Annotated in this window: 20 protein-coding genes; 3 read left to right on the top strand and 17 right to left on the bottom strand. The window is 42.7% G+C overall.

What is annotated here, in order from left to right:
• Positions 1 to 403: 403 nt before the first annotated feature.
• Entirely contained in the window at positions 404 to 1570 is a 1167-nt protein-coding gene (locus G6R08_RS13785) for a DUF4317 domain-containing protein (RefSeq protein WP_163528706.1), read from the top strand.
• Between the two features lie 183 nt (positions 1571 to 1753).
• Here the strand turns inward: G6R08_RS13785 and G6R08_RS13780 are convergent, their stop codons facing one another.
• Positions 1754 to 1954 carry a hypothetical protein gene (locus G6R08_RS13780; protein ID WP_163528705.1) on the bottom strand — a complete coding sequence of 67 codons (201 nt, stop codon included), beginning with the start codon at positions 1952 to 1954 and terminating at the stop codon, positions 1754 to 1756.
• 36 nt (positions 1955 to 1990) lie between these two features.
• Positions 1991 to 3367, bottom strand: a complete 1377-nt coding sequence (rlmD, locus tag G6R08_RS13775; RefSeq protein ID WP_163528704.1) for a 23S rRNA (uracil(1939)-C(5))-methyltransferase RlmD — start codon at positions 3365 to 3367, stop codon at positions 1991 to 1993.
• A 571-nt stretch (positions 3368 to 3938) separates the two neighbouring features.
• Here rlmD and putP (G6R08_RS13770) point away from each other — a divergent pair.
• Positions 3939 to 5411, top strand: a complete 1473-nt coding sequence (gene putP / locus G6R08_RS13770) for a sodium/proline symporter PutP (protein ID WP_163528703.1) — start codon at positions 3939 to 3941, stop codon at positions 5409 to 5411.
• A gap of 132 nt (positions 5412 to 5543) precedes the next feature.
• The gene (locus G6R08_RS13765) at positions 5544 to 6326 is read left to right on the top strand and encodes a nuclease-related domain-containing protein (protein ID WP_163528702.1); all 783 of its coding nucleotides are present in this window, start codon (positions 5544 to 5546) and stop codon (positions 6324 to 6326) included.
• A 404-nt stretch (positions 6327 to 6730) separates the two neighbouring features.
• On the opposite strand, the gene G6R08_RS13760 is transcribed toward G6R08_RS13765, so the two are convergent.
• The 15 genes from G6R08_RS13760 to purD all read right to left on the bottom strand — a co-directional run bounded on the left by G6R08_RS13760 (position 6731) and on the right by purD (position 26994).
• Positions 6731 to 7648, bottom strand: a complete 918-nt coding sequence (locus G6R08_RS13760; RefSeq protein ID WP_163528701.1) for a diacylglycerol kinase — start codon at positions 7646 to 7648, stop codon at positions 6731 to 6733.
• A 149-nt stretch (positions 7649 to 7797) separates the two neighbouring features.
• Complete coding sequence (gene gatB, locus G6R08_RS13755; protein ID WP_163528700.1) at positions 7798 to 9228, bottom strand: Asp-tRNA(Asn)/Glu-tRNA(Gln) amidotransferase subunit GatB; 1431 nt, start codon at positions 9226 to 9228, stop codon at positions 7798 to 7800.
• Complete coding sequence (gatA, locus tag G6R08_RS13750; protein ID WP_163528699.1) at positions 9225 to 10697, bottom strand: Asp-tRNA(Asn)/Glu-tRNA(Gln) amidotransferase subunit GatA; 1473 nt, start codon at positions 10695 to 10697, stop codon at positions 9225 to 9227. The genes gatB and gatA overlap by 4 nt, the downstream gene beginning before the upstream one ends.
• Before the next feature lie 15 nt (positions 10698 to 10712).
• Positions 10713 to 11003 carry an Asp-tRNA(Asn)/Glu-tRNA(Gln) amidotransferase subunit GatC gene (gatC, locus tag G6R08_RS13745; RefSeq protein ID WP_163528698.1) on the bottom strand — a complete coding sequence of 97 codons (291 nt, stop codon included), beginning with the start codon at positions 11001 to 11003 and terminating at the stop codon, positions 10713 to 10715.
• A 217-nt stretch (positions 11004 to 11220) separates the two neighbouring features.
• A complete protein-coding gene (gene putP, locus G6R08_RS13740; RefSeq protein WP_163528697.1) occupies positions 11221 to 12732 on the bottom strand; it encodes a sodium/proline symporter PutP in 1512 nt (503 codons plus the stop codon).
• Between the two features lie 6 nt (positions 12733 to 12738).
• On the bottom strand, positions 12739 to 12867 hold the full coding sequence (locus G6R08_RS22290) for a hypothetical protein (protein ID WP_275897935.1): 129 nt from the start codon (positions 12865 to 12867) through the stop codon (positions 12739 to 12741).
• Positions 12868 to 13217: 350 nt separating this feature from the next.
• Positions 13218 to 14768 carry an L-glutamate gamma-semialdehyde dehydrogenase gene (gene pruA / locus G6R08_RS13735; RefSeq protein WP_163528696.1) on the bottom strand — a complete coding sequence of 517 codons (1551 nt, stop codon included), beginning with the start codon at positions 14766 to 14768 and terminating at the stop codon, positions 13218 to 13220.
• 510 nt (positions 14769 to 15278) lie between these two features.
• Positions 15279 to 16424 carry a CamS family sex pheromone protein gene (locus G6R08_RS13730; RefSeq protein WP_163528695.1) on the bottom strand — a complete coding sequence of 382 codons (1146 nt, stop codon included), beginning with the start codon at positions 16422 to 16424 and terminating at the stop codon, positions 15279 to 15281.
• 62 nt (positions 16425 to 16486) lie between these two features.
• Positions 16487 to 18487 (bottom strand): NAD-dependent DNA ligase LigA, encoded by a 2001-nt coding sequence (ligA, locus tag G6R08_RS13725; protein ID WP_163528694.1) that lies wholly within the window; start codon positions 18485 to 18487, stop codon positions 16487 to 16489.
• A gap of 15 nt (positions 18488 to 18502) precedes the next feature.
• Positions 18503 to 20737, bottom strand: a complete 2235-nt coding sequence (pcrA, locus tag G6R08_RS13720; RefSeq protein ID WP_163528693.1) for a DNA helicase PcrA — start codon at positions 20735 to 20737, stop codon at positions 18503 to 18505.
• Between the two features lie 63 nt (positions 20738 to 20800).
• Complete coding sequence (gene pcrB / locus G6R08_RS13715; RefSeq protein WP_163528692.1) at positions 20801 to 21487, bottom strand: heptaprenylglyceryl phosphate synthase; 687 nt, start codon at positions 21485 to 21487, stop codon at positions 20801 to 20803.
• A 255-nt stretch (positions 21488 to 21742) separates the two neighbouring features.
• On the bottom strand, positions 21743 to 22045 hold the full coding sequence (locus tag G6R08_RS13710; RefSeq protein WP_163528691.1) for a YerC/YecD family TrpR-related protein: 303 nt from the start codon (positions 22043 to 22045) through the stop codon (positions 21743 to 21745).
• A 16-nt stretch (positions 22046 to 22061) separates the two neighbouring features.
• The gene (locus tag G6R08_RS13705; protein WP_163528690.1) at positions 22062 to 23099 is read right to left on the bottom strand and encodes a DUF3048 domain-containing protein; all 1038 of its coding nucleotides are present in this window, start codon (positions 23097 to 23099) and stop codon (positions 22062 to 22064) included.
• A 39-nt stretch (positions 23100 to 23138) separates the two neighbouring features.
• Complete coding sequence (locus G6R08_RS13700; RefSeq protein WP_205439425.1) at positions 23139 to 24884, bottom strand: adenine deaminase C-terminal domain-containing protein; 1746 nt, start codon at positions 24882 to 24884, stop codon at positions 23139 to 23141.
• Between the two features lie 850 nt (positions 24885 to 25734).
• Entirely contained in the window at positions 25735 to 26994 is a 1260-nt protein-coding gene (gene purD, locus G6R08_RS13695) for a phosphoribosylamine--glycine ligase (RefSeq protein ID WP_163528688.1), read from the bottom strand.
• Positions 26995 to 26998: the final 4 nt, after the last annotated feature.

Genomic DNA, 26998 nt, shown 5'->3' with positions numbered 1-26998 from the left:
TAACTAGACACTTTCCTCGTTGATACTCCCAACTCTCGATCTGTTCGGTTTTGTCTTTCCCTTTTAAAAGGATGAGATAGTTTTCTATATCCATAGATTTGATATCCCTCTTTTCTTCCATTGTACTAAGCATTTAACTTATCTAAGAATTTTCCTTGCGACATATTCTACCATATTTAACCTGATAACCATTAGACTATAGTATCTTCATGTGAAACATTAACCTTAAAACTCCACCAATCCCAGGTGGCGGGGGACTGTGTTTCCCCTACATCTATCCATTCAAAATATTACATCATATACTTATCCCCCTCTAATGTCAGTAACTCCGTACTGAAGTGAAGCCTATGTTAAAATAAAAGAATCATAGAACGAATTCGAGTAACTTAGGAGTGAACGAACGATGGACAAAAAAGACTTAGCCGGCATCCGCAGACAACTAAAAGTAGACAATGATTTATTGAAGATCTCAGACATTTTTAACGTATATATCATGAAAGAATCAACGGACATCTACCATCACCAAAGCCAGCCGTTCGAAATGCTCGACCGAGATCAGCAGGAGCTTTTTATGAATAATTTTAAAAAAGTGTTGACGGGCCAGCTCGATGAAAAGTTATTTGAATTAAAGTTCAAACGCGACGCTGAAAATCATAGTCAGCTCATTTTACATAAAGGTTTGCTAAGTAATGAGATCGAGGACTGGAAAGAACAGATGCTGCAGATGACAGAAAAAATGATCAAAGACCATCCGTATGAAAAGGATGTCGTCATTACCTTCATTCGCGCCGAATATATGAAACCAATGAAACACCGTAATGAAGAAGCTGAGGAAAGTGAACGGGACGCCGTTTATTCGAATCCTTTTATTCTTTGCAGCATCAACCAGACTCAAGAGCCTAAAAAGGAAATAAAATTCGATTATGTTGAGAAAGAGTTCAAGTACAAGATTGAAGTCGACCCGGTCATTGATCTCAAGAACCCGATGACAGGATTTCTATTTCCCTGCATCACAGATGGCGCGTCTGATGTGAACCACATTCTCTACGCTGCGGGCAAAGCCAATGAACCTGACTACCGCTTTATTGAAGACGTATTAAACGGAGAAGAGTTTATGACGGCAAAGGAAGACAAGGCAGTTTTTGAAGAAGTGATCAAAGATGTAGTAGGAAATCAACTCAATCCCTCCACTCTCGCGAATGTCTATGGAGAAATCAACCGTACCGTCGAGGAAAATGAAGAAGACACCGCACCAAAGCTCGACTATAAGGACGTAGAGCGTGTGTTAACTCAGAGTGGTGAAACAGTCGATAGTGAAAAAGTAAAAACTGCTTTCCAAAGAATCACCGATGATGAAACATATGAGCTGAAAGCAAGCAGCATCGTCCCTAAATACAAATCAAAATCGATCAAAATCAATACGAAGATAGCTAACATCGCAATCAGCCCTCAGGATTTGCAATACGTGAAACAAGTCAACTATAAGGGCAAACGCTGCATTATGATTGAAGTGGAAGAAGATGCGGAGATTGATGGATTTAAAATGCTTCCGGAAGCTTTTGGTGAGTGACCGAAATTCTAGTTCGGACATTATCCTATTGAGGTAAGACACTATCACTTCTCGTTAGGTCGTTATCTCTCCGCGTTAAGGCGCTATCCCACATAGCTAGGACTGTATCGCTCCACGTAAAGTCGTAATTATAAAAAATTGCATTGAAAAAGCAGGAGCTCTTATTTGAACTCCTGCTTTGTTTCATGATTCCAGCTCCACAACTCTTGCTACTCCATTTCCACAGTTTTTGCATTTTCCTTCCAAAAGAACACCCTCTTGATGATCGACGATAATAAAATCAGTAATAGTGACAGCATTCAAACAACTCGAACAAAAAACGTTGCCAATGAGTTGGCTTCTGATATCTTTCGGCAAAGAAAGCCATTTTTTATTTGCTTCCATTTTTCATTCTCCTTCCCCAACTACTGTTCAACCATTTTACTTTTTCTCCAACCAAGTGACGCACTCTACATGAGCCGTCTGCGGAAACATATCAACAGGCTGAACCACTTTCGTCTCATATCCCCCATCCTCAAGCACACGCAAATCACGCGCCAGCGTCGACGGATTACAGGAGACATAGACGATCCGCTCCGGTTCCATATCAAGCATAGCTTTCAACAATTCTTCATCGCAGCCCTTTCTTGGCGGATCAACGACAATCACGTCTGGCCGCAATCCTTGCGTACGCCACCATGGCATGATCTCCTCTGCTTTTCCTACATAAAATTCCGCATTGTCCATTTTATTCAGGCGAGCGTTTTTCTTCGCATCCGTGACAGCTTCGGGAACGATTTCCACTCCATATACTTTCTTCGCTTTTTGGGCTAAAAATAATGAAATAGTGCCGATCCCGCAATACGCGTCGATCACGGTTTCTCCGCCGCGTAAGTCGGCATACTGCAAGGCTTGGTCATAGAGCTTCTTCGTCTGGGTCGGGTTTACCTGGTAAAATGACTTTGGCGATATCATGAACTTCACGTCACCGATTGTGTCATAAATGTATTCATCGCCCCAGAGCACCTTGGTTTCTTTTCCAAGAATCACATTGGTCCTGCCGCTGTTGATGTTATGAACGATCGATTTTACATTAGGAAAAGCCTCGCGCAATTCATCAATCAGTTCCTCTTTATAAGGAAGTTTTTTCGTCCGTGTGACGAGAACAATCATAATATCCTTTGTGCTTTGACCAGTTCGTACCATAATATGCCGTAATACTCCGCGATGAGATTCTTCGTCATACGCATCGATGCCTAAGCGGCTGGCAATACGTCTTACGGACTCGACCATACGATCATTCATTTCATCTTGGATTAAACAGGTGTCCATATCAATGATATTGTGACTGCGCTTCTGATAAAATCCGGTCATCAACTGTCCGTCTTCTTTTTGACCAACAGGGATTTGCACTTTATTGCGATAGCGCCAGGGGTCGTCCATCCCAATTGTTTCATGAACGGGAACTTGGTCGAGATGTCCAATTTTCTTCATGGCGTTTTTCACTTGGTTGCGTTTCATGTCAAGCTGCATGCTGTAGCTCATGTGCTGAAGCTGGCAGCCGCCGCACTGATAGAACACATCGCATGGCGGTTCAACGCGTTCTTCACTTGTTGCATCTACTTCCAACAATTTGCCGAAACCGAAATTCTTCTTGACCTTTACCACTTTTACTTTAGCTGTCTCTCCAGGAAGACCGTAGGGAACGAACAAGGGGTAACCATCGACTTTGCCCACTCCATTTCCTTCATGGGTCAAGTCTTCAAATTCGAGTTGAATGGTTTCATTTTTTTGTACGGGTGGCTTTGGTTTGGCCATATTTTGATCCGTCCTTTACATTTCTTTGCTGTTCAAAGTTTATCACATTTAATTCCGTTTGCGAAAAGCAAAATACACCCGAACAAATTAAGTTATATATGTATTGTTGTGAGAATCGGGAGATAATATGAATACTCATCGTATATATGGAATACAAAGAATTTGTCGAAATTAATTTTATAAATAATTTTGTATAGATATTACTAATGGACCATATACAGGTGAAAATAATGCGTTATAGTGCATTTTTATGCAATATAGTATAATTGTATTAATCTTCTCTATGTTCAGATGTATTTATTGTGTTATGATTAACAACATGTTTGCTTTTAATGCCCATCGCATGATCCATTACCAAAATTTACGTTATGTATATCATTGTATATTTTCAAAACTTATTGCAATGGGCTCAACAAAGGGGAGAAATTAAAAACATGTCATTTAGGAGGTGAAAATGTGGAATTTGATCTAACCCTAGCAACTTGGTGCTGGCTTCTTATTCCAATGCCGCTATTAATTGTACTATCAATCATCACTTACTTTACAGAAAGAGGAGAGAGCTAATAAAACAATGGATATTAATTATCAGACGTTAACATCGATTATAATTTATCTTGTTGGAATGCAAATAATTGGTTATTTGGCCGCAAAATTGACCAGTAACTTATCAGATTATGTACTGGGTGGAAGACGATTAACTCCAGGAGTAGCTGCCTTAAGTGCTGGTTCTTCTGACATGAGTGGGTGGCTCATGCTTGGTTTACCCGGAGCTATGTATGTAAGTGGTATGGGCTCCATCTGGCTTGCCGTAGGTTTGGCAATGGGTGCCTACTTGAACTGGCAATTTGTTGCGAAACCATTCCGCGTGTACACAGAGGTTTCTAATGACTCCATCACGGTTCCCGATTACTTCGAAAATCGTTTCCGTGACCATTCAAAAATACTTCGTGTTATTTCTGCAGTAATCATCTTAGTCTTCTTTACCTTCTACACTTCATCTAGTCTTGTAGGTGGAGCAATACTGTTAGAAAGTTCATTTGGTATGGATTACAGACTTGCCTTATGGGTAGGAGCGGCTGTTATCCTTTCTTATACTTTGTTTGGCGGGTTCCTTGCAGCAAGCTGGACAGACTTTATTCAAGGGATCTTAATGTTCTTAGCCTTAATCATTATCCCAATTGTTGCCATTGTTGAGCTTGGCGGCTGGAATGAAACGGTTAATACTATCGGAAGTATGGACCCTTCTTATCTCAACGTCTATTCTGGTGCTACGTTTGTAAGTGTGGTTTCCCTGCTTGCATGGGGACTTGGTTACTTTGGACAACCACACATCATTGTGCGATTTATGGGGATCAGATCAACCAAAGATATTCCAAAGGCACGCCTTATCGGTATGTCCTGGATGGTTATCTCTCTATTTGGTGCCATTCTTGTCGGCTTTTCAGGTATTGCTTTCTTTGCTGACGCTCCGCTTGAGAACTCTGAGACAGTATTTATCATGTTCTCCCAGATTCTCTTTAACCCATGGGTAGCCGGTTTCTTACTTGCCGCTATTCTTTCAGCAATTATGAGTACAGTGGATTCACAGCTGCTTGTATCTTCAAGTGCCTTAGCGCAAGACTTCTATAAGGCCATCTTTAGAAAGAGCGCAAGTCAGAAAGAAGAAATGATTGTAGGAAGAATCGCCGTGCTGGGAATCGCATTTCTTGCTGTCTTATTAGGTTATGACCGTGATAGTAAAGTGCTCGAACTTGTAAGTTATGCATGGGCAGGGTTTGGTGCTGCATTTGGTCCTGTTATCATCTTGAGCCTATTCTGGAAGCGTATGACTAGAGATGGCGCACTAGCCGGGATTATTGTCGGTGCTGCAACCGTCATTATCTGGAAACAACTATCAGGAGGTATTTTCGAATTATACGAATTAGCCCCTGGCTTCATCTTTGCAGGTCTTGCCATTATTATCGTCAGTCTTCTTGGTAAAGAGCCACCACAAGAAGTTCAATCAGAATATGACGAGTACAAGGCAAAAATGGAAAAAGCTTAATAAGGAATATCAATCTCCTGTGTCATCAGAAATGATGCGCAGGGGATTTTTTTGTAAAAGAAAATAGAGGTGATTTTCACAGTATGACGAATACTATTAAGGATTGGAGAGTGATATATTTTGGAAAAAAGAATGAGAACAACGCAACACAAGCAAATAGCCTCGTTATTGGAGCGCTTGCCCCCTAGTCACTCTAAACGCAGCGACGTCCAAGAACAGTATGCCATAAGGTCGGCCGGCCACTTCGGAGAAACCACCACCGATCACTTCCTTCAATACCTTCACTCAAATAAATACCATGTTATCCAAGATCTCCGTCTCTTCGACGGCATTCAACATTTTCAAATCGATTGCCTCATCCTCACTCCATCCTACCTTCTAATCCTTGAAGTGAAAAATTTGCGCGGAAAACTTATTTTCGACTTCGAACATCATCAACTTTTACGTGTTTTTGAAGGTAAAAAGGAAACATTTCCAGATCCCTTTTTACAGGTGGAACACCAATGTCACCAACTTAGGATGTGGCTAGATCAATTCGGTCTTCCTGAGATTCCTATTAACTCATTTGTAGTGGTTGCCAATTCCAGAACTGTAATCAAGACACATGGTTCTGATTTAGAAGGACGAAAAAGGCGGATTATCCGGCCGAAACAAATTATCCCATCCGTCACGAATTTAACATCTACATTTGATAGGAAGTACTGGGAAAGTCCAATAATAAAGCAGGCAGCGCATTGTTTTGAAAAAGGAAACACTCCTTACCGTGGGGGTTCTATACTTGAACGTTTTGATTTGAAGGTTGAAGATTTAATAAAAGGCGTTCAATGCCTGAAATGCAAGAGGTTCCCTATGGAGCGAAAGCGAGATCACTGGGTTTGTCCATGGTGTGGATTTAATCGAAGGATGCTCACTTAGCGGCATTGCGAGATTTCCAACTTCTGGTCGGGAAGGAGATTACTAATTTAGAATTCCGAGAATTCGCCAGCATTAAAACGGAATATGTAGCAAAAAGAATACTATTAGAAAACAGTCAAAGCTTTTCCGGGCGTACTAAAGACAGAAAATATAAGTTAAAACCCGATATTTAAGAATCCATTCACGTTATTTTAGAATCATCTGTCGTTATTTCAGAATCACCCCACGTTACTTCAGAATCACCTCGCGTTATTTCAGAATCAGCCGTTCGTCCGGCTCCAGAACCTAGATCCAAAACTAGATCCAAAACCCGAGGCTCGTCCTCTCATAAATCCCCTAAAAGGAAATAAAAAACCGCCTCAAGCCTTTGTCCATTACAAAGGCTTGAGGCGGTTTAATATCAGTTACGATTCATCTTCTTGCTCATGCGAAAACTTTTCTTCTGGCACAAAAAAATCAATATGCTTATACAGGTTAACGAATTCTCCTGGCAAGAGCCCGCCAAATTCACCGTCAATATTAAGCTGCATTTTCTCTTCTGTTTTCACTTTTATCCGGCTCGCAGTTTTATGAATGAATTTCGGATGGTTCAAGTGTGTTCCTTGGATGGCTAATGTAGCCAGTCTCACAAATTCAGCGATGTTCATTTTCTCAATAATCATTAAGTCAAATAAACCATCATCCATTTGCGCTTCAGGTGCCAGTTTCTCAAGTCCGCCAACTGAATTCGTATTAGAGACGAGGAACAGCATAATGTCACCTTGATACAGCTTGCCATCATACTCCATTTCAACATACGTAGGCTTGATCGATGGAAGCATCTCCATCCCCTTTAAATAATATGCAAGCTGGCCAAGCATCGTCTTGAGTTTACTCGGGACTTCATAGGAAATCTCGGTAATCTTTCCTCCGCCAGCGATGTTCATAAAATATTGATCATTGACACGGCCGATATCAAGCGGAGCTGAATAGCCCTCTAAAATGACGTCAACGGCTTTATGAATATTACGCGGGACATAAAGTGCTCGCGCGAAATCGTTAGTAGTTCCGACTGGAATAATACCAAGCTTCGGTCTAAATGGCTGTTCCGCTACGCCATTAATGACTTCGTTAATCGTTCCATCCCCACCTGCAGCCACAACGACATCGAATCTGCGTTCGACGGCGATCTTAGCTGCTTCAGTTGCATCTCCGGCACATGTTGTCGCATGGGTAGATGCTTCATAACCAGCTTGTTCGAATCGCTGCAAAATGTCAGGGAGAACTTTTCTGATAACTTCTCTTCCTGATGTCGGATTATATATTATTCGGGCACGTTGCATAGTAAGCCCTCCTTCATCCAGGTGTGCTCCAAATTACATCATAGTCTTTTTTCTAAAATTTGCAAGCACTTTTTCTAGAGGGCACAAAGAAATAACTGCCCTGCCATATAAAAGCACGCAGGGTTAGTGCGTGCTTTTGACCAGAAACCTTAACGCTTATCCATTTCTTCAAGGATGATTTTATTGACCATAGGCGGGTTTGCCTGACCTTTTGTTTCCTTCATCACTTGTCCGACTAAAAAGCCAAGTGCTTTATCTTTACCATTTTTATAGTCTTCAATGGATTGCGGATTGTTATCCAGAATCGCTGTAATGATTTCTTTAAGCTGTCCTTCATCAGAAATTTGCACGAGACCTTTGTCTTTCACAATCTTCTCAGGGTCGCCGCCTTTTTCAACGAGTTCACTAAAGACTTTCTTGGCGATTTTTGAAGAAATCGTTCCATCTTCTATTAACTTCGTCAGCTTGGCAAGGGATTGCGGTGTCAGTGCTAAGTCACCGAATTCCTTCTGCTGCTTGTTCATGTAGGCAGAAACTTCACCCATCAGCCAATTGGAAGATTGCTTAATGTCACCGCCGTTTGCAATCGTATCTTCAAAGAAATCCGACATCTCTTTATTATTGGTCAATACCATGGCGTCGTAGGCCGGAAGCTGAAGTTCTTCGATGTAACGTTGTTTACGGGCATCAGGCAGCTCTGGAATTTGCTTTCGTATCCGTTCTTTCCACGCTTCATCAATATGAAGACGGACAAGATCCGGTTCAGGGAAATAACGATAATCATCTGATCCTTCTTTCACTCGCATCAGAATCGTTTCTTTCGTCTGCTCATCATAACGACGCGTTTCCTGTAAAATTTCACCGCCACTAAGAAGAACTTTTTCCTGACGCTTTTCTTCAAACTCTAAACCTTTTTGTACAAAAGAGAATGAATTTAAGTTCTTAAGCTCTGTCTTTGTTCCGAACTCTTCTTGTCCAATCGGCCGCAGAGACAGGTTGGCATCACATCGCAGCGAACCTTCTTCCATCTTACAATCTGAGACCCCTGTATATTGGATGATGTTCTTTAACGCCTCAAGATAAGCATATGCTTCTTTAGGTGTACGAATGTCAGGTTCAGAGACAATCTCTACGAGCGGTGTACCTTGACGGTTATAATCGACGAGAGAATAGCCGTCATCACTATGGGTCAACTTCCCGGCATCCTCTTCCATATGAAGCCTTGTGATCCCGATCCGCTTTTTAACGCCATCTACTTCAATATCAATGTAGCCATTTTCCCCAATTGGCTGATCGAATTGAGAAATCTGGTAGGCCTTCGGATTATCTGGATAAAAGTAATTCTTACGGTCGAACTTCGTATCGGCTGCGATCTCGCAGTTTAAGGCCATCGCGGCTTTCATGGCAAAATTAACTGCTTCTTCATTGAGGACAGGCAGAACACCTGGGTATCCTAAGTCAATCGGGTTAACGTTCGAGTTTGGTTCATCTCCAAACATATTGGAAGATGGGCTGAAAATTTTAGATTCTGTTTTAAGTTCAACGTGGACCTCTAGTCCAATAATTGTTTCGAAATTCATGAGTGCGCACCTCCAAGGGACGGGCGTTGTTTATGGAAGTCTGTCGCCTGTTCAAAGGCGTGTGCTGTACGATAAACCGTACTTTCATCAAAATGCTTGCCAATGATTTGCAAGCCGATTGGCAGGCCATCTGTAGACAAGCCGCACGGCACAGAAATCCCCGGTACGCCAGCAAGGTTGACAGGAATAGTTAGAATATCGTTTGCATACATCGTTAGCGGGTCATCGATTTTCTCGCCCACTTTAAAGGCTGGTGTTGGAGTTGTTGGTCCAATGATCACATCATAGTCTTCAAACACTTTTTCAAAATCATCTTTAATCAATGTACGGACTTGCTGGGCCTTTTTATAGTACGCATCATAATAACCGGAGCTAAGCGCGAAAGTTCCCAGCATAATCCGGCGCTTCACTTCGTTGCCAAAGCCTTCTGATCGTGAATTTTTGAACATATCCAGCATCGTCTTGGCATTATCTGTCCGTACGCCGTAGCGAACTCCGTCAAAGCGAGCAAGGTTTGCAGAAGCTTCGGATGAGGACAACAGGTAGTAAGTTGCCACAGCATATTTCGAATGTGGAAGAGATACTTCTTCCCATGTTGCACCCAATTCTTCGTATTTTTTAAGAGCAGCTTGTACAGCTTCTTTAACTTCTGAAGTCACACCTTCACCTAAATACTCTTTAGGGACAGCGATCTTTAAGCCTTTAACATCACCAGTTAGGGATTCAGTATATCTAGGAACTTCCACATCAGCTGATGTAGAATCCATTTTGTCATGACCAGCAATGGTTTCTAGTAAAAAGGCATTGTCCTCTACTGAACGGGTAATCGGTCCAATTTGGTCAAGTGAGGAGGCAAAAGCGATAAGGCCAAAGCGGGACACACGGCCATACGTTGGCTTCAGACCTACGACTCCACAGAAAGCAGCCGGCTGACGAATCGACCCGCCTGTATCTGATCCGAGCGAAAAAGGTACTTCTCCCGCTGCAACGGCTGCAGCTGAGCCGCCGCTTGATCCTCCTGGAACGTAATCGGTGTTCCACGGATTACGAGTTGCGGTATAGCTTGAGTTCTCATTTGAGGACCCCATCGCAAACTCGTCCATGTTTAACTTCCCGATTGTGACTGATTTTGCCTCATTTAATTTTTGTACAACTGTTGCATCATACAGTGGATCCTCCAGATTACGCAGCAGCTGACTTGCCGCTGTAGTACGTAAACCTTTCGTGACAATATTATCTTTCACACCAATTGGCAGCCCAAATAGCTTGGCTGCATCATTACCCCGCGCAGCGTCAAGTTCAGCGGCCTGCTTGCGGGCAGCTTCCTTATTTAAAGTAAGGAAGGCTTTCACTGCATGATCAACTTCCTCAATACGCTGATAGGATTCATCAACAAGATCGGTTACTGTGATTTCTTTATTATGTAGCTTCTCTTGAAGCTCTCGTAAAGTGTAGTCAAATAAAGCCATAATTAAGCCTCCCTCCTATTCCAAAATTGATGGTACTTTAAATTGACCATCTTGCTTATCCGGTGCATTTTTCAGTGCTTCTTGTTTCGTAATCCACTTCTTCGGTTCATCTTTACGCATCACATTTTGTAAATTAAGAACGTGAGTGGTCGGCTCGACTCCTTCTGTATCCAGCTCATTCAATTGCTCGGCATACATAATGATATCGTCAAGCTGTTTCGTAAACATATCCGCCTCTTCTTCATTAATGGAAAGGCGTGCTAAATGGGCCACATGTTTTACTTCATCTTTGCTAATACGGGACATTTTTGTTACCTCCATTCGAACACACATAATATATGATCATACCAAAAAGCTTATTTGTTAAGCAAACGTATCTGTTTTCACTTTTCCTATTTTAACATAAATCAAAGAAGGTTGTCTTAGCTCTAGAAAAAGGGGAAACCTGAAATATGGATGTAAATCAAATTTTTCCAAAAAAAAGATCCCTCAACCCAAGGCCGAGGGATCTTTCTATATTGACTTAGCGACGTTCTGCTTCTTCGAATTCTGCAATAATTTCTTTAGAAGGCTTACCAGCCAAGCTTACTAGTACAGATACAATCAAACTGAACAAGAATCCTGGTACAAGCTCATAAAGATCGAAGATTCCCCCGCTTAGGAAGTCTCCCCAAACAACTACTGTAACCGCACCAACGATCATACCAGCTAGCGCACCGTCACGAGTAATTCCCTTCCAAAACAGGGATAAAATGATCAATGGTCCGAATGCAGCACCAAATCCTGCCCAAGCATAGGATACGAGTTGAAGTACAGAACTACCCGGATTTCCGGCAATTAGGATCGCGATTAGAGCGATAGTAGCAACAGCCACACGACCAACCCAAACTAATTCACGCTCAGAGGCGTTCTTACGGAAGATCGCCTTGTAGAAGTCCTCTGCTAATGCAGAAGAAGATACAAGCAACTGGGAGTCAATGGTACTCATAATCGCAGAAAGGATTGCTGCTAATAGAATACCTGCAATCACAGGATGGAACAGAATCTGGGAAAAAGTAATAAAGATTTTTTCAGGGTCTGCAAGCATCTGCATACCGTCTTGAGATACAATTTCTACTCCAAATCCTGCTAAACCAGCAAGGTCCTGTGTATTAATAAAGGCAAGGCCGAACAACCCAGTAAAGATCGCTCCATAAAGGCCGATAATCATCCAGCCCATTCCAATAAAGCGGGCTTTCGGCACATCTTTAGCTGAACGAAGCGCCATAAAACGTACAAGGATATGCGGCTGACCGAAATATCCGAGCCCCCAGGCAAGTGAGGAAATAATGGTTAAAGCTCCGACTCCTTGAACCATGTTTAAATGTGTTGGATCAATATTGCCTACCGCATCCACTGCAGAACTCCAGCCTCCAAGTTGCTGAATGGCCACAATTGGAACTGCAATAAGTGCCAAGAACATTAGAATCCCTTGTACAAAGTCTGTCCAACTAACAGCCAGGAATCCACCTAAGAAGGTATAAGAAATGGTAACAATTGCACCAATCCATAAAGCCTGTGTATAACTTAATTCAAATGAGGCCTGAAACAATTTTGCACCGGCCACCATACCAGAGGAAGTATAGAAGGTAAAGAATAACAGGATGACAAATGCAGAAATAACACGTAATAAATGAGAACTGTCGTGGAAACGATTTTCTAAGTAATCCGGAATCGTTATTGAATCTTTTGCGACCTCAGTATAAATACGCAGACGACGTGCCACAAATTGCCAGTTTAAGTAGGCGCCAATAGCAAGTCCTACCCCGATCCAAGCTCCAGACAAACCAGAAGCATAAACAGCACCAGGCAGTCCTAATAATAGCCAGCCACTCATGTCAGATGCACCGGCACTAAGTGCGGCAACTCCCGGGCCTAATCGACGGCCGCCTAATACATAATCTGATAAATCACTTGTTAAACGATATGCAGCAAATCCAATTAAAAGCATACCGACTAAGTAAACAATAAACGTAATTAACGTTGGTATATCCATGTTTTATTATTCGCTCCTTTTAGTAAATAGTGTAATAATTGATAGAATAATTAAGATCGGCATTGGCACGAATAACCAAAACCACGTTGGTCCGGCAATAGAATATTGAGCTGCAATTGATAATAGTTCAACCACGATCTCACCTCCACTTCACAAATTTTATGCACTTCTATGCAAAAAACGTCTCTGATTCCAAAGTCATAGAAGCAGAAAAATCCAAACATAGGTACTACTATATCATAGTACATTAATTGAAACATTGCAAAAAGTTAGTCTATTTAGCCTATTTTGTATTTTTATGCAGATTTATTGATTGTATATGGGTGTTAGACATTCATGAACAATATCTATACATCAAATTTAATAAATAAAGATTACTATAAACATTTTAAAAATTTATTTGTTTTTTTCTTCATTAAAACCTGTCGCATTTAAAAAACCTCTTCCCGTCGATATACGGAAAGAGGTTCTTTTTGCGTATGTTATCACAGCATTTCAGATGTTGTCTTGCCTTGCATGTGATGAACCAGATAGTCTGGTCCGCCAGCTTTAGAGTCCGTCCCCGACATATTAAAGCCTCCAAACGGATGATACCCGACAATAGCCGCTGTACAGCCGCGGTTAAAATACAAGTTACCAACCTGGAAGTCTTCACGGGCTTGTTCAATGTGTGAACGATTGTTTGAAATGACTGCACCAGTCAAACCATAATCGGTATTGTTGGCGATATCAATCGCTTCATCAAAGGATTTCGCTTTTGTAAAGCCTACGACTGGTCCGAATATTTCTTCTTGCATAATTCTTGCATCGGGTTTTAGGTCGCCAAAAACAGTCGGTTCAATAAACCAGCCTTTACTGTCACTTCCCTTACCTCCAGCTAGCAGTTTTCCTTCTTCTTTTCCAATATCAATGTAGCTTAAGATCTTGTCGTAAGCAGCTTGGTCAATAACCGGCCCCATGTAAGTGTCATGAGCTGCAGGATCACCGTAAGTAATCGATTCTTTCGTCTTGCTAACCACTTTATCTAGAAGTTCCTCATATATGTCTTCGTGAGCCACTACTCGTGAACAGGCCGAGCATTTCTGTCCCGAGAATCCAAAAGCAGAATACGTAATCGCTTCTGCAGCCAATTCTAAATCAGATTCTTTATCCACGACGATAGTATCTTTCCCACCCATTTCGATAATCGTACGTTTCAGCCACTTTTGACCTGGCTGTACTTTGGCAGCTCGTTCGAAAATTCTTGTCCCTACTTCGCGTGAACCTGTAAAGCTCACAAAACGTGTGCGCGGATGATCAACGAGGTAATCTCCTACCTCTTTTCCGCTGCCAGGAATATAGTTGATAACACCAGCAGGAAGACCTGCTTCCTCAAGCACTTCCATCATTTTATAAGCAATAATTGGGGTGGAGCTTGCTGGTTTAAGCAATACTGTATTTCCTGAAACCATCGAAGCTACTGTAGTCCCTGCCATAATGGCAAACAGGAAGTTCCACGGTGAAATCACAACCCCGACTCCCAGGGAAATGTAATGGAAACGGTTGTTTTCAATAGGACGGGAGTTTATTTCTACTCCTTTATCGATTTCAAGCATTTGACGTCCATAATACTCCATAAAGTCGATCGCTTCAGCTGTATCAGCATCTGCTTCTTTCCATGGCTTTCCGCCTTCTTTTACAAGATGGGCTGTAAATTCATGTTTACGGCGGCGAACAATGGCCGCTGCACGGAACAAAATATCCGCACGGAATTGTGCCTTCGTCTTGCGCCACCATTGGAAAGTCTCATCTGCAACTTTGTGAGCCTTTTCAGCGAGATCCTGATTCGCTTTTGAAACATAACCAATAACTTCTTTCTTATTGGCAGGATTGACAACTTCAATTTTGTTATCTGTCATAATGCGTTCTCCGCCAATAATAAGAGGGTAATCCTTGCCTAGATCAGCTTCAATATTTTTAATTTCAGCCTCCAGTGCTTTACGATTCTCATCCATGCTAAGATCAGTAAATGGTTCATGTTTGTATGGTACGACCATGCTACAACAACCTCCTGTAATGAGTTATGGGGTTTGAAGCTATATAAATTGTTTGAAGATTACCAATTTAAGCGCTTCCACGAATTATTTTATCGTAACTACTTATTAACTTCAAACTATATCCTTCCTCAATGCTGGTATCTCACAACATATTTTAGGAAAAAGGAGAGGCTGGGACAAAAGTGTTTTAGCAGATGAAATCAGAACTGTGCATTTAAACCGCTACGAAAATATACTTCGCTTTCCGCGGGCGGCTGTTGAGTCTCCTTGTGCTGGCGCACTGCGGGGTCTCACCTAGGCCTTTCCTCCCGCAGGAGTCTCTGTATATTTTCTCCGCATAAACTGCATATCGTTCGTCTTATCACTTAAAAAATTTAGTTATGTGCCAGCAATTCAAAATCCTAGAGTCTTGTCGGGCTTTCTTTCACTTCTCACTATGTAACTCTAAAAAGAAAATAGTGGGTAAAATCATCCGTTGATGACCTTGCCCACTATTCTTAGTATGTTTGTTTAGTCATAGATATAAACATATGGTTTATCGTTACCGGGTTCTTTAACGATGAGGCTTTCCTGCTGATCCATACTGTTAATTCTAACCTGAACAGTGTAGTGATCTTCAAACATTTCCATCACGAGACTATAGATGTATTGAGTAAAACCTACAACTTCGGACTGTGAGCGGAACTGAATCGGAATGTCAATCTCTACTTTTTTGAGCTCTTCATTAATATAAAACCCATTAGCAATCATACCTACGAAATTCGGGAAATAATCCGATACCTGAACCCGGAAATCAGAGAACAACTTAGCATGATCGAAGTAGTTCTCTTCTGCTTCATCTGAAGGGAAAAGGACATAATTCTCTTGTATTGACTTCCAATCACCTATCGAATTTTCCGAGGCTTCCACGTATGTCTTGCTTATGAAATTCCCGGCAGTTTTTGTGTTATCGCGCTCTTCTTCAAAAATCGCAAATACGATCGGAACTCCTTGAAGCGTTTCTTTCTTACGAAGTCGCTTCAGAATAATATTAGCGTATTCTTTCCCTTTTGCTAATAATTTTTCAGTTGATAGATTTTCTGAGTACTCTCGCCCATCTGCAGTAAAATTGTACACTGTCCGCATAGATATCCCAATTGTAACTCCCGCAACTTCCACCACATTATCTTCCTTTCGAACGAGATAATCTTGTTCGATGATATTTGAAATATAGCGAGGGTTGCTGCGGAAGTCTTTTTCAGATGCTTTATCTTCATTTAATTCTGGATTCAATCCTTCAGGGTTGTCTTCCGATTTGCGAGACAGCCAGCTTAATAGCTCCGAATCAGTTAAAGTCTGGCCGGGCTGAAAGTAGTATTTCTCCGGATTGTAATATTCTTTTGAATGACGGCGCAGGCCATTTTCAAATGCTGCAATATCTAACCGATTATCCATCTGGTTGGTCGTTACACCAGGGGCAGAAGAAACTTTCGCACTGTCTTCTGTCAAAATCATCCGATAGGTCTGATCGGAAAGACTATAGTTAGGTATGATGGCTGACTGATCGCTATTATTATTTCCTGTTTCACGAACTACTTCATCCGCATTATCGTAAACAGGTGTACATGCGCTTACAAGAAGCAAGCTACTAAGTAAAAGCATGTGCAGCTTCTTCATTTATTCCACTCCCTATTAGGGGTAGTTCAAGAAATCACCAGTATTTTTTAAAACTACTCCTCTTATGTTAAAGCTTTTGCAAATTCTTCCTCATTCCAAATCGTAACATCAAGCTGTTCAGCTTTTGTATATTTTGAGCCAGCATCTTCTCCGGCAATTAACAGATCAGTACTTTTACTAATGCTGCCGGTCACTTTACCTCCCAGACTCTGAACGATATTCTTAGCTTCAGACCGTGTATAGTTCTCCATCTTCCCGGTAAGAACGACCGTCTTTCCTTTAAAAGGAGAGTCTTCTGGTCCATCGTTTTTCTTCGGCCCTTTGTATTCCAAATTAAGCCCAAGGTTCTCTAATTCATCCAACAACTGGATGACCTGAGGTTTGGAAAAATATCGGGCGATAGAGTCAGCCATTTTTTCTCCGATTTCTGGAACTTGTACTAATCTTTCTTGATCCGCTTCCATAAGGCTCGCCATCGTTTCAAATTCCTGAGCAAGCGTGTTAGCCGCTTTGGTTCCGACATAACGGACCCCCAAACCGAATAAAAGACGCTCTAATGAATTTTCTTTGGACTGTTCGATAGCCGTCAACAAATTATCAACCGACTTTTCACCCATGCGCTCAAGCTTAAGTAATTCTTCTTTTTCCAATCGATAAAGATCCGCAATGTTATCGATCAGTTGTTCCTTAAAAAGCTGGATAATTACTTTTTCCCCTAATCCTTCAATGTCCATGGCATTTCGTGAAACAAAGTGAATTAAAGCCTCTTGAAGCTGAGCATCACAGTTAGGATTAATGCAGCGTAACGCCACTTCTTCTTCCAGCCGGACCAATTTACTGTCGCAAGCTGGACAATGTTCCGGCATATGAAAAGGTTCCTCATCACCTGAACGCTCTTCTGTATGCACTCGGACAACTTCCGGAATAATATCGCCGGCTTTTTTGATTACGACTGTGTCCCCAATACGGATATCTTTCTCACGGATTAAATCCTCATTGTGCAGTGAAGCTCGTTGAACGATCGTTCCAGCAACCTTCACAGGATCAAGGATAGCGGTTGGGGTGACAACTCCTGTGCGGCCGACACTTAATTCAATATCGGTAAGTTGGGTAATTGCCTCTTCAGCGGGGAATTTATAGGCCGTCGCCCACCGCGGGCTTTTGGCTGTAAACCCAAGAGCTTCCTGCTGATCCAGACGGTCAACTTTAATAACGATGCCATCGATCTCATAGTCCAAGTCAGGACGGCGCTCAACCCAGCTATGAACATAGTCGATTACTTCGTCAATATCGTTACACTTTTTCCATTCGGGATTCGTTTTTAAGCCAAGGCTTTTTAATTCTTCCAGCCGTTCACTATGAGAATGCGTTGTTTCACCCTGCCATTCGCCGACTCCATATAGGAAAATATCCAAATTTCGTTTTGCCGCAATCTTTGGATCAAGCTGTCTTAGTGAACCTGCTGCTGCGTTTCTTGGATTGGCAAATGGCTCATCCCCATTGTTTTCGCGTGCCTCATTTAAAGCTAGAAACGACTTCTTCGGCATAAACGCTTCACCGCGTACTTCGATGGTTTCAGGCTGCTGCAATCGAAGCGGGATGCTGCGAATTGTACGCAAATTCTTCGTAATATCTTCTCCTACTGTACCGTCACCCCGCGTAGCCCCGCGAACAAGGACTCCTTCCTCATAGCGTAACGAAACAGCAAGTCCGTCAATTTTCAACTCGCAAACATACGTAACGTCTTCCCCTGTTCCTTGACGGGCACGGCGGTCAAAATCCCTGAGTTCCTGTTCATTAAAGGCGTTTCCGAGACTGAGCATAGGGACATTGTGACGCACTTTCTGAAAGGCATCCAGAGGCTCGTCCCCAACACGCTGTGAAGGGGAATCCGCCGTGACAAGATCGGGAAACTGCGCTTCTAAATCAAGCAGTTCACGCAGCTTCTGATCATATTCATAGTCCGATACACTAGGGTTATCCAACGTGTGATATTCATAGTTGTACTGGTTAAGCTTTTTGCGAAGGTCTTCAATGACTTCTTGCGCTTCGTTCTGATTCATTATCGCTACACATCCTTACGCTTTCGTTATCGGTGCAAATCGAGCCAGAAGACGCTTAATTCCTGTTGGGGCCGGAAAAGCGATATCAAGTTCCATGGCGTCACCTTCTCCTTGAACTTTAACGACAGTCCCTTCTCCCCATTTCTTGTGGCTCGCTTTATCCCCCGGCTTCCAGGCAATTTTTTCACCGCCTGATGAATCTTTCTCCACCTTTTTCGCCGCCCGCTTCGGTGCTTGTTGAGGTGTCTGGGAAGAAAAAGCTGTTGATTCACGTCTATTATTGAAAAAGGGTAATTCTTCCCGCTCTTCTTTTCCATTTACGAGGTCTTCTGGTATTTCATTAATAAAACGACTGATTGGATTCATGTTGGTTCTACCATATAGTGTGCGCATTTTAGCATGGGTCATAAACAGCTGGCGTTCCGCACGCGTAATTCCTACATACGCGAGACGCCGCTCTTCTTCCATCTCTTCATCGTCCATGAGAGATCGTGTGTGTGGAAAAACATTCTCCTCCATTCCGATTAGAAAAACAACCGGAAATTCCAGACCTTTTGCAGAGTGAAGTGTCATCAAGGTTACCGTATCATCACTCGTCGGGTCTTCATTCATTTGATCGATATCAGCAATCAAGGCAAGATCTGTCAAAAAAGCTACGAGCGTCTTGTCTTCACTGTTTTCTTCAAAATTCTTCGTGACCGATTTGAATTCCTCAATGTTCTCTAAACGGCTTTGAGCTTCAAGGCTTTTCTCATTTTGAAGCATTTCTTCATAGCCTGTCTTATCAATGACTTCTTGGACCATGTCGGTTGCTGATAAAAACTCCTGCTGCTGTGTCCAGTTTCGAATCATTGTATAGAAGTTCATAATCGATTTGGCTGCTTTTGCACTAACTCCTACAAAGTCGATTTCTGCTGAAGCTTCGTATAGAGAAATATCGTGATCTGCTGCATACCTTTGCAGTTTTTCAAGACTTGTCTTCCCTACTCCCCGTTTTGGTTCATTCACGACTCGCTGATAGCTCAAATCATCATTCGGGTTAGAAATTAAACGTAAATATGCAAGCAAATCCTTAATTTCTTTACGGTCATAGAACTTCGTGCCGCCAATCATTTGGTAGGGAATCCCTGCTTTCACGAAGGTTTCTTCAATCGTACGGGACTGAGCATTTGTCCGGTACAAAATAGAAATATCCTTGTATTGGAAGCGTCCGCTGCGAACTAGATCTTCGATGTTGTCGGCTACAAATAATCCTTCTTCGCGCTCAGTGCCAGACTCATGATATTGAATCTTGTTCCCGCCCATATTATCCGTCCAAAGATTTTTAGCTTTTCGTCCACTGTTATTGCCGATCACATTGTTTGCTGCATTCAAAATAAGTTCCGTGGAGCGATAATTTTGTTCAAGCAAAATGGTCCGGGCGCCCGGGTAATCTTTTTCAAATGAAAGAATGTTTTTAATATCAGCGCCTCGCCAGCGATAAATCGATTGATCAGAATCCCCGACTACACATAAATTCTGATAGCGGCTGGATAACTGAGTAACAAGCTGGTATTGGGCATGATTGGTATCCTGATACTCATCGACATGAATATATTGAAAGCGGCGCTGATAATACTCGAGCACTTCAGGGAGGCGATCAAATAGGTTCAATGTCTGCATAATTAAGTCATCAAAGTCGAGTGATTGATTCTTGCGCAGCTTCTTCTGATAACCTGTGTATACTTCTGCAATTTTTTCTTCATGGATGCTCGCTGCTTCACGAGTGTAATCTTCGGGTGTCAGCAATTCATTTTTGGCATTACTGATCGCCCCAAGCATTGCTCGCGGGTCCCACTTTTTAGGATCAAGGTTCAGTTCCTTCAATACCTGTTTAATCACGGAGAGCTGGTCACTCGAATCGAGGATTGAAAAATTCCGATCATACCCGATTCGATCAATATCTCTCCTTAAAATCCGGACACACATTGAGTGAAACGTCGACATCCAGATTTTTTCACCCTCTTGTCCTACTAATGCCTCGACACGTTCTTTCATCTCGCGTGCAGCTTTATTGGTAAACGTAATCGCCAATACATTGCGGGGAGAAACATCCTTCTCACTGAGTAAGTATGCGATACGATGGGTTAAAACTCGTGTTTTTCCACTTCCGGCTCCGGCCATAATCAGCAGTGGTCCCTCGGTGTGGGTCACCGCATTTCGTTGCTGTTCATTCAATCCTTTAAGTAAGGGATTCATTGCTTGCGTCATGTGGACACCAACCTTTCTAAATTGTTAAGCATGAAAAGAGACATCTGGCAAAAGACCGTCTTTTTATTCTGTACAAGCCTGTACCGTTTCAAGGGCGGCTTGAATATTTTCATATATAATATCACCAACGACAAGCACGTCAGCGTATGGTTTCATTTGTTGTGCATCAGCTGCAGAACGGACTCCTCCACCATAAAATAGCAGCGTTTGATCAAGTTGCTCTGCAACCTCGCGTACTAGGTTCACATCACCAAACCGTCCGCTGTATTCCATATAAAAAATCGGCAGGTGAAACATGTGCTCAGCCATCCGCGCATAAGCAATCACATCTTCGTGATCCGGGAGCGTACAGTTAGCTGCCCGAAAAACCTTGGCCCGTTCATTCATCACGCAATATCCTTCGACAAGCATATCCTTCCATTCAATAAAGTCACCGTATTGCTTCACGGCTTCATGCTGTACATCAAGCATATAGCGTTTCTCCCGACTGTTCATCACCATCGGAATCAAGTAGCCATCAAACTCCGGGGAAATCGCCTCGAGTGCTGAAACCTCAAGCAGACATGGCAGTTCATAGACTTGCATTCTCATGAGCAAAGCCGTCACATTTTCATAAGTAACGCCATCGGTCCCCCCAATAATAACGGCATCCGTTCCCGATTGTCCTATCAAATTAAGGTCGCTGTCAGAAAGCTGTTTATTCGGATCTAGTTTAAAAACATGGTTCCATTCTTTCACGTTATTGTACACCGCACAAATTCCTCCATAACCTTTTATCCATTCATATATTATAGCAAAGATTCCCTGTCAGAACGAACTCATATTCGGTAATTATCGTGGAAAAATCTGACCCCTTTTCATAGTCACGTCTCTGCTCTTTTAACCAGCCGGTTGCTAAAATACAGTGTTTGATTTCAGACCATCAAAAGTTGTGCTTACGTCTTAGCAGTTATAAACCCCCAGACAAAAAAAGCTGCCCCGTTAACAAGGACAGCCTCAATCACATTATTTAGTTTGATTTGCCTGAACACGATCCAACGCTTTCGTATACGCGTCGTTTCCATAATTCAAACATCGTTTCACACGTGAGATCGTCGCTGTTGAAGCACCTGTCTCCGTTTCAATCTTATGATACGTAAAGCCTTCTCTCAGCATACGTGCTACTTCCAGACGCTGTGCTAGAGACTGAACTTCATTCATTGTCGCTAAGTCATCGAAGAATTCGTAGCATTCCTCCACATCTTTCAGCGATAGAATCGCTTCGAAAAGCTGATCTAGTGTTTTGCCGCGTAGTTTATCAATTTGCACGATGACATCCCTCCTTTTATTCAGCAGTCACGATCCCTGATCGATCCGGAACTATATTAACCCACGTTTGACCTGGAACGAAACTGACAGGCTCTCCATCTTTGTAAGGCAGTATTCTACCATTGCGATTCTTCCATTTTACCGCAATGATCTGCCCTTTTTGTACTAAATAACCTTCACCGCCTGACGTTAAATCAATTTCACGACGCCCGGCATCATCAACTACCCGGTGCTCGGTTTTGACAATAAAGATATTATCCACAGTAATACGGTTTCCCGTTTCTTTCTCGACAGTCGGTTCTCCATCACTTGAACGTTTGTACTGTTCACTGGCGGCATCATACGTATACGTCACAGTTTCTCTCTCGTCATAGACTACCGAAACCTGCTTTGCATCGTTTCCTTTACTAGACGGCTCCTCCGCGAACGGAAGAGGTTTTACTTCTTTTGTTGTCTCATACCCCTTGTTTGCTAATAGATCGGCTACCCCTGAAGTTAAGAGATACGAATTGTGAGGGGCCTCTCGATCTGTGGAGCGCTTAAATAGTTTCCCATCGTTATCGTATAGGGCACCATTTGCAAAATCAACCCCGCTGGCATGAACCATTTCGTTAATAAAGGATGCAGCACCGTGATAGACGTACAGGGCATCATACCCGGCAGCTAATTTAAAATAATAAGGACGTGCACTTCTCACCGGGCCAATAACATCAGGTATTTTACTTTGAAATAGAGCGAGAAACCGTGTAATCTGTCCTTCCGCTAATACTTCAAATACAATATCTGCCTGACTTAGCCCAGTCTGCGGACGAGCGTCTGTATGATTATTTACCATTACTGAAAGCACTCGCTGGTTAACCGAATCATCAGCTGGTTCCCCAGTCAACGGATAAATGTTCTCATAGCTCGTCCCTTTTGATTGTTCTGGCTCCTCTATAGAATTCTCCTTTTTGTCTTGATTTTCCTGCTCATTCTCATCTTCTGCTGGATTCGCACAAGCAGTCAGAATCAACATAAATACGGCTGCCGCCATAATCCATACGATGTTTTTCATTAACGTCCTTCCCTTTGCACCTGTATATTCTTCTTTATTTTAACGCATCATCGCAGGATAGAGTACCTCTTTCTTTTTCACATCCATGATTCCCTGTGGAGTAATTCTTATATAAGGAAGATGCATGGCTGAAAGAAAAAGCAGCGTATACACTGGGTCCCCGAAGGCGTATCCATAAAAGTTAAGGTGCTCTCTTAGTCTATGCTCTTCCTCTATTAAAGATGACATCGATAGATCAGACATCATCCCTCCAAGAGGCAGCGGAAGTTCATAGACTATATCCCCCTGGTCAGCCAGGACAATACCGCCGCCTAATTCTTTCATTCTATCGAAAGCCAGCTTTGTATCCTCTCTTGAATTCCCTATTAAAATAAAGTCACCTGTATTCGAATAGGAGCTCACAAGACCGCCTAGCGAATCTGTAAACCCTTTTAACAGTGTATTGACATGCCATTTCCCTTCACGATCAAGCAGCGTCAGAAACGCCTCTTTCGATTCAGCTGGCAAACGATCTACTGACACATCACTATCGATGGCGTAAGGCTTCATGATGACCTCATTTACCATTTCCATACCAATCGGCATCGAAAATTGGAGGTCGTCATCCGTCAGCTCCCAATCAAGTTCGAGGGGAGATATTCCATTTTTCTCCCAGCCCACTTTTGAATCCGACTCTACATCTTCATGATCACGTTTCACCCATTCTCCCTTTGCTAATACAGAGTGAGGGGTTGGATCATGTGGATCTGATAGAAAGTTCAAGTGGGCAACGCGGCCTGGGCCAAGGCTGCCTACCCGATTTTCTATTCCAAAGTGACGAGCTGGATAATAGGATCCCATCAAATAAGCATCAATAGCAGGCACCCCTGCTTCAATGGCAAGCTTAATACAAACATTGATCAATCCATCCGTTAAAAAGCCAGGTGTAGCCCCATCTGTTGTGTACATTAATTTATCAAAAGTTGTTAGGTCTTTTTCAAGAAGCCCTTGCAATATCTCCGGCAAATCCGGACGGATCGATGAATAGCGCAAACCCACTTGATATCCGTGTGTCAGCCGTTCTATTACTTCATCTGCCGTCATCGATTCATGCTCTGAATCAAGTCCAAGCAGTTTCATTTTCACTAATGTTTTCCATGAAGCCCCAGGCAAATGCCCTTCTAAAGGCTTGCGTGACCGCTTCGCTTCCTGCATCCAATGAAGCATCTGATCATCACCGCCATGAAGTACATCAGGCCAGGCTGTCAATTCCCCGCCTTGTATCACAGCATCATGGTTAAGCCAGGACAACACCTGACTATTAAAATTCTCTTGATCCTCATCCTGAAGGACTGATTGTGAATCAAAGCGAGCCCACCAAAATATAGAAGAGGACAATTCAGCGCAGTCTTCCAATAAAGAAAACGCTTTCTTTTTGTCCGTTAAAAAAAGCCACATCAAGTTATCATTAATCTGGGTTGTGGTTCCTGTCCTTACAGCATACTCAGCTAAACTATGAGGATTATATAACTGAAAAGGATGGACATGTGGTTCAACATAGCCCGGGACCACATAACTGTCCTGACCATCAATGACTTCTGTTCCATCCATCAGAGGGGGAAGCTCCGGACCTGAATAGATAATCCGATCTTCATAGATCCAAATATGACCGGTCACCCATTTCTTTACGAAGACATTTAAGTAGGTTGTGTTTTTGATTAGTTTAGTCGGCGCAAGTTTTCCTTCCACGACAGCTACATGTTCACGAAGCTGTCTATTCCGCCAACGGAAGCGTTGTTCATTCACTAAAGAGCCTCCCTGATTCATTTTTTCTATCTTAACACATGAGTATCAACTTCGCTAAGCAGAAAAGTTCTCCTATCTTATAAAAGCAAAAACGCAAGCACTTCGGTAGGCCGATAGATGAAGTTCAACTAAGTAACGGCATGTCCTGTGCCAACGTCGTTGGGGCAACAGAGACGATTGACTAGTCTTGCGTGTCTTGAGAACTGGATGTGCCTTGGCATAAAGTTGTTCATAGGAATTGGTTATCAATTTCATAATTTACCCCCATTGTGTCCGTGAAAAAGGAGCACCTTCCCAATTCTAGTAAAGTTGGAATTTTAAAATGATTTTTATTAAGCTAAGGGCTGGTACCTTGAAGACTTAATCTCGAGATATTTGTGGGTATGTTTCCGTTGCCTTAGATGGAGAAGGAGGTCCGGGAAATAACTCGCTTTCCGTGGGCATGCGCTGAGCCTCCTCGGACTCCGTCCTCTGGGGTCTCACCTATCATGTTCATCCCACAGGAGTCCCGCAATTTCCCAGACCTCCTTTTGTTTGTGAGAAGAACGGAAACAACCCAGTTCACAGTACAATACGACAGAGGGACTTATCTGAGAGCCGAAAATCTCTCTGTGACGTGTTTATTATGCCACATCATGATGGATGAAACCCTCTGAACATTGAAGAATCATTCCGAATACGAGTGACTCTGTTCATCATAAAACATGTGGGGCGATTGTGGTGTAACAATGATAGAAAGTTATTTAAAATAAGCAATTATGAGAGCATTTCAAAACACCTGGAATATAAAGAATCCGCCCGATTGGACGGATGCTTTACGTATATATTGTTCAAGAGAAATCAACTATTTTTACGGCTTAGCTTGGACCAGTCTTCCAATATCTTTTCGATAGAAAAATCCATAATGGTCGTCAAAAGGCTTTAATGATCGGTAAACAGACGCGAGAGCCGTTTCAAGCACAGGAGCAACAGCCCCTACAAGCAGGACTCTTCCGCCACTCGTTATATACTTGTCACCATCGTTCTCTGTACCAGCATGAATAGAGAAAACACCGTGCTCAGCCCACTGCGGTAAGCAGACGTCTTTTTGATACTTCCCCGGATAACCGGCAGAAGCTACAACAACCCCGGCGCACGCCTGCTCAAACCACGTTAAATTTGGATCTTTATCTGCCAGTACGTCTACTATAACTTGAGCAAGATCATTCGCCAGAAGCGGCATAACCACTTGAGTTTCCGGGTCTCCGAATCGTGCATTGAACTCGATGACTTTTGGACCAGCATCTGTCTGGATAAGGCCAGCGTATAGAATACCTGTAAACGAACGTCCTTCCGCTACAAGGGCCGAAGCCGTCTTTTCCAGAATCGACTCTACTGCATAATCATAATCGTCCCAGGGGATATGAGCAGCAGGAGCAAAAGCACCCATCCCCCCCGTATTAGGACCTTGATCTCCATCATAAGCACGCTTATGATCCTGAGCTGTGACCATAGGGTAAACATGTTCCCCTTTCACGAAGGCCATCAGAGAAAATTCTGTACCTTGCAGAAACTCTTCTACAACGATTTCCCGGCTCGCCTCTCCAAATTGACCGTCAAGCAGCATATCATCGACAGTCTCACATGCGACTTCCACTGTCTCAGCAACTACCACGCCTTTTCCTGCTGCCAGTCCATCTGCTTTAACCACAATAGGAGCACCTTGTTCATGAATGTACTCCTTAGCCTGACTTGCATCAGTAAATGCCTGGTAATCCGCAGTTGGAATGTCGTATTTCTTCATTAGCTGCTTAGCAAAATGCTTACTGCCTTCTATTAATGCAGCGGCTTTCGTTGGACCAAAAACTTGAAGACCCGCTTCCAGAAACCGATCGACAATACCATCAAGTAACGGGTTCTCCGGCCCGACAATTGTCAGGTTAATCTGATTCTCCTTAGCGAAGGCAACAAGTCCATCCTGATCCGTTTCCTGAATAGGAACACGGATGGCTTGTTTTTCCATCCCAGCATTTCCAGGAGCTGCATATATCCGTTCAACTTGTGAGCTTTCGGAAAACTTTTGGATAAGGCTATGCTCACGTCCTCCGCGTCCAATCACAAGGATATTCATGGTC

It is taken from the genome of Halobacillus ihumii, from assembly GCF_902726645.1.
Lineage (GTDB): Bacteria > Bacillota > Bacilli > Bacillales > Halobacillaceae > Halobacillus_A > Halobacillus_A ihumii.
Note: the sequence above shows the minus strand (reverse complement) of the source record. Positions and strands in the feature narration are given on the sequence as shown.